A 6,743-nucleotide genomic window follows, 5' to 3' on the forward strand; every position below is an offset into this window, starting at 1 on the left:
CGCCGCGCTGCGCCGGGGCGCCGAGTGGCTAGAGGCCCAAGGCGATGCCGGAACCGCCGGCCGGTGCCGGCAGGCTGCAGACGCCCTCGCAACCGCGGCGAACGGGCATTGGCGGCCCGAGGCTCGGGCCTATGCCAGCCTGCTGCCGGCGGCATCCGGCGCGCCCGGCCGCGACCTCGATATCGCCGTGATCCTCGGCGTGCTGCATGCCGGCCTCCCCTCCGGCCCGCACAGCGTGCTGGATCCCCGCGCCCAGGCGACGCTGGCGGCGCTGGAGGAGCTGTTCGCCGGCCTGTACCCGATCAATGCCGGGCGGGCGGCCCCGGCGCTGGGCCGCTACCGCGAAGACCGCTATTTCGGCGGTGGCGCCTGGTACATCGCGACCCTGGCGGCGGCGGAATTCCATTACCGGCTGGCCGCGGCGCTGGCCGGCGGGGCGCAGCTTGTGCTGACCGACAACAACCGCCGCTTTGTCGCCCGCGCCCTCGGCGCCGATCCCGGCAGCGCCGACACCCCTCGCCTCACCACCGCCTTCCGCGACCGCGGCGATGCCTTCCTGGCCACGGTGCTGGCCTTCACCCCGGCCGATGGCGCGTTGTCGGAGCAGTTCGACCGCGAGACCGGCGCCCAGACCTCGGCCAAGCATCTGGGCTGGAGCTATGCCGGCTTCATCACCGCGGTCCGGGCGCGACGGGAGATCGCGCCGGCCTGACGCGGAGCCTGCAGTCTGGCCGGCAGCGCGGCGGGACCTAAGTTCCCTTTCTCCCGCCCCTCTGGCCGGAGAGTTTTCCCATGCGGCTGTTCAAGGCCCGCGCCGTCCCGCTGCTGCTCGCCCTGTGCCTCGTCGCCCCGCCAGGCCAAGCGCAGCAGCAGCCGCCCGCGGCAGTGTATGGCGAGCTGTTCCGCGACGTGCAGATGCAGCGGGTGTTCCCGGACGGCAAGACCTTCGTCGATGCCGAGCCGAAGGCGGACCCGGCGGAGATCCTGCGCCGCTATGCCGAGGAGAAGGGCAAGCCCGGCTTCGACCTCGCAGCCTTCGTGCACCGCCACTTCACGCCGCCGGAGCCGGAGAAGACCGGCTATCACTCGGTGCCCGGCCAGGATGTCTGCAGCCATATCGACGCGCTGTGGGGCGTGCTGACGCGGCGGCCGGACCGGTCCGACCCGCGCTCGACCCTGCTGCCGCTGCCCAACCCCTATGTCGTCCCGGGCGGGCGCTTCGGCGAGGTCTATTATTGGGATTCCTACTTCACCATGCTGGGCCTGATCCAGAGCGGGCGGAGGGACCTGGCGCGCGACGTGCTGGGCAATTTCGCCAGCCTGATCGACCGGTACGGCCACATCCCGAACGGCAACCGCAGCTACTATCTCAGCCGGTCGCAGGCACCGTTCTTCGCCACCATGGTCGAGCTGGTGGCCGAGAGCAGTGCCGACCCCGCCAAGGTCTATGCCGACGCCCTGTCGGCATTGGCCCGGGAATACGCCTTCTGGATGGACGGCGCCGATTTCCTGAAGCCTGGCGAGGCCTATCGCCGGCTGGTCCGGCTGCCGGACGGCACGCTGCTGAACCGCTACTGGGACGACAGCGACCAGCCGCGCGACGAATCCTACCGCGAGGATGTCGAGACCGCGCGGTCGACCGACCGTTCGCCGTCGGAGGTCTATCGCGACCTGCGCGCCGCGGCCGAAAGCGGCTGGGACTTCTCCTCGCGCTGGCTGGCCGACGGCAAGACCCTGGGCACGATCCGGGTCACGGCGGTGATCCCGCCGGACCTCAACAGCCTGATGACCGAGTTGGAGACCGTGCTGGCCAAGGCCTATGCCGCCGCCGGCCGGCCCGACCGCGCGGCGGAGCTGCAGGCCCGGGCGAAGCAGCGCGCCGAGGCGGTGCGGCGGCTGCTGTGGGACCCGCAGGCCGGGGTGTTCACCGACTATCTGTGGCGCGAGGGCCGGCTGACCGGCACGGTCACGCTGGCGACGGCCTATCCGCTGTTCTTCGGCCTGGCCGATCCGGACCAGGCCGGCCGCGTTGCCGACACGCTGGAGCGCCGGCTGCTGGCCCCCGGCGGCCTGCTGACCACGGAGGTGGCATCAGGGCAGCAATGGGACGCGCCGAATGGCTGGGCACCGCTGGAATGGATCGCCATCCGCGGCCTCGCCCGCACCGGCCATGACCCATTGGCGGAAACCGTCGCCCGCCGCTGGGCCGAGCGGGTCGTCGGCGTCTACACGCAAACCGGCAAGCTGACCGAGAAATACGACGTCGCCGGCACCGAGGCTGCCGGCGGCGGGGAGTATCCCAACCAGGACGGCTTCGGCTGGACCAACGGCGTGCTGCGCCGTCTGCTGGCGCTGTACCCGCAGTTGACGGTCGCGGGCGGTGGCACCATCGCCTGCCGGGCCGCGGCGAACGACAACCAGCCATCCGCCGCGCCGGAAGCCCAGCCCGCACGCCGGCTGCCTTGAACCCCGGCGGCGGAGCGACTGATCTTCTCAGCGCGTCAGCGGCTTGTACTTGATGCGGTGCGGCTGGTCCGCCTCGGTGCCCAGGCGGCGGTGGCGGTCCTTCTCGTAATCCTCGTAGTTGCCCTCGAACCACACCACTTCGCTGTCGCCCTCGAAGGCCAGCATGTGGGTGGCCAGGCGGTCGAGGAAGAAGCGGTCGTGGCTGATCACGATGGCGCAGCCGGGGAAGGACAACAGCGCCTCCTCCAGCGCCCGCAGCGTCTCGACGTCCAGGTCGTTGGTCGGCTCGTCCAGCAGCAGGACGTTGGCGCCGGACTTCAGCATCTTCGCCAGGTGGACGCGGTTGCGCTCGCCGCCCGACAGCTGGCCGACCTTCTTCTGCTGGTCGCCGCCCTTGAAGTTGAAGGCGCCGACATAGGCGCGGCTGGGCATCTTGCGCTTGCCCAGGTCGATCTCGTCGAGCCCGCCGGAGATCTCCTCCCACACCGTCTTGTTCGGGGAGAGGTCGTCGCGGCTCTGGTCGACATAGCCGAGCTTGACGGTCTCGCCGACCTTGAGAGCGCCGCCATCCGGCGTCTCCTGGCCGGTGATCATCTTGAACAGGGTCGACTTGCCGGCGCCGTTCGGGCCGATGACGCCGACGATGCCGCCGCGCGGCAGGCGGAAGCTGAGATTGTCGATCAGGAGGCGGTCGCCGAAGCCCTTCGACACGCCTGTCGCGTCGATCACGTTGTCGCCCAGCCGCTCCGGCGTCGGGATCAGGATCTGGGCCTGGCCCGGGGCCTGCTCGCGGCTCTGCGCTAGCAAATCCTCATAGGCGTGGATGCGCGCCTTCTGCTTGGCCTGGCGGCCACGGGCGCCCTGCCGGATCCACTCCAACTCCTCGGCCAGGGTCTTCTGCCGGCTCGACTCCTCCTTGGCCTCCTGGGCCAGGCGCTTCTCCTTGGCCTCGAGATAGGCCGAGTAGTTGCCCTCGTAGGGGATGCCGCGACCGCGGTCGAGCTCGAGGATCCAGCCGGTGACGTTGTCGAGGAAGTAGCGGTCATGGGTGACCATGACCACGGTGCCCTTGTAGTCCTCCAGATGCCGCTCCAGCCAGGCCACCGACTCTGCGTCGAGATGGTTGGTGGGCTCGTCGAGCAGCAGCAGGTCCGGCTTGGCGAGGAGCAGCTTGGCCAGCGCCACGCGACGCCGCTCGCCGCCGGACAGGTTCGTCACCGGGCTGTCGCCGGGCGGGCAGCGCAGCGCGTCCATGGCGATCTCGACCGTGCGGTCGAGGTCCCAGGCGTCGGCGGCGTCGATCTTCTCCTGCAGCTCGGCCTGCTCGGCCATCAGCGCGTCGAAATCGGCGTCGGGCTCGCCCATCGCCTCGCTGACGGCGTTGAAGCGGTCGACCATCGCCTTGATCGGCGCCAAGCCTTCCATGACGTTCTCGGCCACGGTCTTGGCCGGGTCCAGCTCCGGCTCCTGCGACAGGTAGCCGACGGTGGCGCCCTGGGCGACCCAGGCCTCGCCGGTGAACTCCTTGTCGATGCCGGCCATGATCTTCATCAGGGTCGACTTGCCCGAGCCGTTCGGGCCCAGCACGCCGATCTTCACGCCCGGCAGGAAGGACAGCCAGATCTTCTCCAGCACGACCTTGCCGCCCGGATAGGCCTTGGTCATGTCCTTCATCACGAAGACGTACTGGTAGGAGGCCATCGGAAGCCGCTCCGCGTATACCGGTCTGGGGAGGCTCCGGTTCTAGACCATGGGGGCGCCAAAGGCCAGGGCCGCTTCGGCCGCAGGCCGGACCTCGTTGCCGCCTGCTATGCTGCGCGCATGACTCGCACCCGCAAGACACCTGCCCCTGAAACCGATGCGATCGTGGTCGGCGGCGGCCCGGCTGGGCTGCTGGCGGCGCTGCTGCTGGCACAGGGCGGCGTCGACACCATGCTGGTCGCCCCGCCGGCACCGGAGGACCACCGCACCACCGGCCTGCTGGCGGGGTCGGTCGCCATCCTGGAGCGCGCCGGGATCTGGCCGGCCGTGCGGCCTTTGGCGGCGCCGATGCGGGCGATCCGGCTGATCGACGATGCCGCCCGGCGCATCAGCGGGCCGGAGGTGGTGTTCCGCGCCGCCGAGATCGGGCGGGACACCTTCGGCCACAACATCGCCAACCGCGACCTGGTCGCCGCTCTGGCCGCTTCCGTCGCCGGGATGCCCAACCTGCGCCGGATCTCCGAGCCGGCAACCGAGATCCGCATCGGCGTCGGCGCGGTGACGGTGCGGACCGCGACCGGCGAGAGCGTTTACGGCCGGCTGCTGGTCGGGGCCGACGGCCGCAATTCGGCGGTGCGGGCCGCCGCCGGCGTCGGCGTGCGCCGCTGGGGCTACGACCAGGCGGCATTGGTGACCACGCTGTGCCACGCCCGGTCGCATGACGACATCTCGACCGAGATCCACACCACCGCCGGCCCCTTCACCCTGGTGCCGCTGGGCGACCGGCGGTCCAGCCTGGTCTGGGTGACCCGGCCCGATGAAGCCAAGACGCTGGCGGCGCTGGATGACGACGCCTTGGCCCGGGCGATCGGGCGGCGGGCCGAGCCGATCCTGGGCGCGGTGACGCAGGACGGGCCGCGCCAGATCTTCCCGCTGTCCGGCCTCGCCGCGCGGCGGCTGGCGGTGCCCAGAGTCGCGCTGGTCGGCGAGGCAGCGCATGCCTTGCCGCCGATCGGCGCCCAGGGCCTCAATCTCGGCTTCCGCGACGCCGACGCCATCGCCCAGGTGGCGGCCGCCGCCATCCGCGCCGGCACCGACCCGGGCGCCGCGCAGGTCACCGCGCGCTACGAGGCGAAGCGGCGCGGTGACGTCGCCAGCCGCACCGCCGGGGTCGACCTGCTGAACCGATCACTGCTGACCGACGCGGCCCCTGCCCTCGCCCTGCGCGCCCTGGCGCTGCAGGCGGTGAAGCGGGTGGCGCCGCTGCGCCGGCTGCTGATGCGCGAGGGCATCGCGCCCGGCGGGATCTGATCCCAAGGAGTGTGGCGGCCGGCTTCGGGCACTGCTACCGTTCGGTGACAGGCCCCCGCGGCCGCCCGTTCACAAGCGACGATCCCCGATGCCCGCCAAGAAGAACCCGCTCGGCCTGAACCCGCTGCAGTTGAAGACCCTGACCGTGCTGCAGCACATGGCGCAGACGCCGCGCTTCGCCACGCAGCAGGAGGACGGCACGGTGCTGGTCTCCAGCTTCCCGCCGCCGCATGGCGACCACTACCATGTCGGCGACGCGGTGGTGATGGGCCGGGACATGACCGGGCTGCACAACATCGCGGTGTTCGCTGCGCTCGAGCGCAAGGGGCTGATCCGCTCCGGCTTCCCCGGTGCGGCCATCGTCACCGCCGACGGCCTGGCCTACGACACCGGGCTGGCGGGCAGCGTCCTGCACCGCGGCGACCACTGACCGGCCGGTCCGACATGGCGCCCCGCTTCACCGTCCTGACGCCCGACGCGCAATATGCCGACGACGCCGTGATCGAACGGCAGGTCGGCGGCGCCGATGTCGAGTTCGTGATCCGGCGCGAGCGCGACCGGAAGAAGATCCCGGACGAGGTCTATGCCCAGTGCGACGCGCTGCTGACCTGGCACGAGCTGCGCGTCGACCAGTCGGTGATCGACAAGATGCCGCGCTGCCGGATCATCGTCCGCGCCGGGGTCGGCTTCGACCATATCGACCTGGCCGCGGCCGGCGGCGCCGGCATCCCGGTGGCGAACACGCCGGATTACGGCACCAGCGAGGTGGCGGACCACGCCGTCGGCCTGATGCTGGGGCTGCTGCGCGGCATCCCGGCCTATGACCGGGCGCTGCAGGCCGACCCGGTCGGCAACTACACGCTGGAGGCCGGGCGCCTGACCCGGCGCATCCGCGGCACCACGATCGGCATCGTCGGTCTCGGCCGCATCGGCACCGCCACGGCGATGCGGGCCAGGGCCTTCGGGCTGGAGGTGCTGGCCTACGACCCCTACATCCCGCGCGGGATGGAGATCGCGCTGGGCGTCACCCGGGTCGAGACCCTTTCCGATCTGCTCCTCGCCTCGGACATCGTGTCGATCCACGCGCCGCTGACGCCGGAGACGCACCGGCTGTTCGGCGACGCCGCCTTCTCGGTGATGCGGCCGCATGCGGTGCTGATCAACACCGCCCGTGGCGCCATCGTCGATCTCGACGCGCTGCTGGGCGCGCTGCAGGCCGGGCGGATCGCCGGCGCCGCGCTGGACGTGCTGCCGGAGGAGCCTCC

6 protein-coding genes are annotated in these 6,743 nt (G+C 71.5%); 5 read left to right on the forward strand and 1 reads right to left on the reverse strand.

Going from position 1 to position 6,743, the window contains the following annotated elements; all coding sequences use genetic code 11:
* Both ABDW35_RS28905 and treF read left to right on the forward strand, forming a co-directional pair.
* On the forward strand, positions 1–712 hold a 712-nt coding region (locus ABDW35_RS28905; RefSeq protein WP_343717310.1), incomplete at its 5' end, for a glycoside hydrolase family 15 protein.
* Between the two features lie 80 nt (positions 713–792).
* Positions 793–2,466 (forward strand): alpha,alpha-trehalase TreF, encoded by a 1,674-nt coding sequence (gene treF, locus ABDW35_RS28910; protein WP_343717311.1) that lies wholly within the window; start codon positions 793–795, stop codon positions 2,464–2,466.
* 27 nt (positions 2,467–2,493) lie between these two features.
* On the opposite strand, the gene ettA is transcribed toward treF, so the two are convergent.
* On the reverse strand, positions 2,494–4,167 hold the full coding sequence (gene ettA / locus ABDW35_RS28915; RefSeq protein ID WP_343717312.1) for an energy-dependent translational throttle protein EttA: 1,674 nt from the start codon (positions 4,165–4,167) through the stop codon (positions 2,494–2,496).
* 120 nt (positions 4,168–4,287) lie between these two features.
* Between ettA and ABDW35_RS28920 the strand changes: the two genes are divergently transcribed.
* The 3 genes from ABDW35_RS28920 to ABDW35_RS28930 form a co-directional block, all read left to right on the forward strand.
* Complete coding sequence (locus ABDW35_RS28920; protein ID WP_343717313.1) at positions 4,288–5,478, forward strand: UbiH/UbiF family hydroxylase; 1,191 nt, start codon at positions 4,288–4,290, stop codon at positions 5,476–5,478.
* 88 nt (positions 5,479–5,566) lie between these two features.
* Positions 5,567–5,908 carry a hypothetical protein gene (locus ABDW35_RS28925; protein WP_088152896.1) on the forward strand — a complete coding sequence of 114 codons (342 nt, stop codon included), beginning with the start codon at positions 5,567–5,569 and terminating at the stop codon, positions 5,906–5,908.
* 14 nt (positions 5,909–5,922) lie between these two features.
* Positions 5,923–6,743, forward strand: an 821-nt coding sequence (locus ABDW35_RS28930; protein WP_343717314.1) for a C-terminal binding protein, incomplete at its 3' end; no start/stop codon positions are given.

It is taken from the genome of Inquilinus sp. (assembly GCF_039594555.1).
Classification (GTDB): domain Bacteria; phylum Pseudomonadota; class Alphaproteobacteria; order DSM-16000; family Inquilinaceae; genus Inquilinus.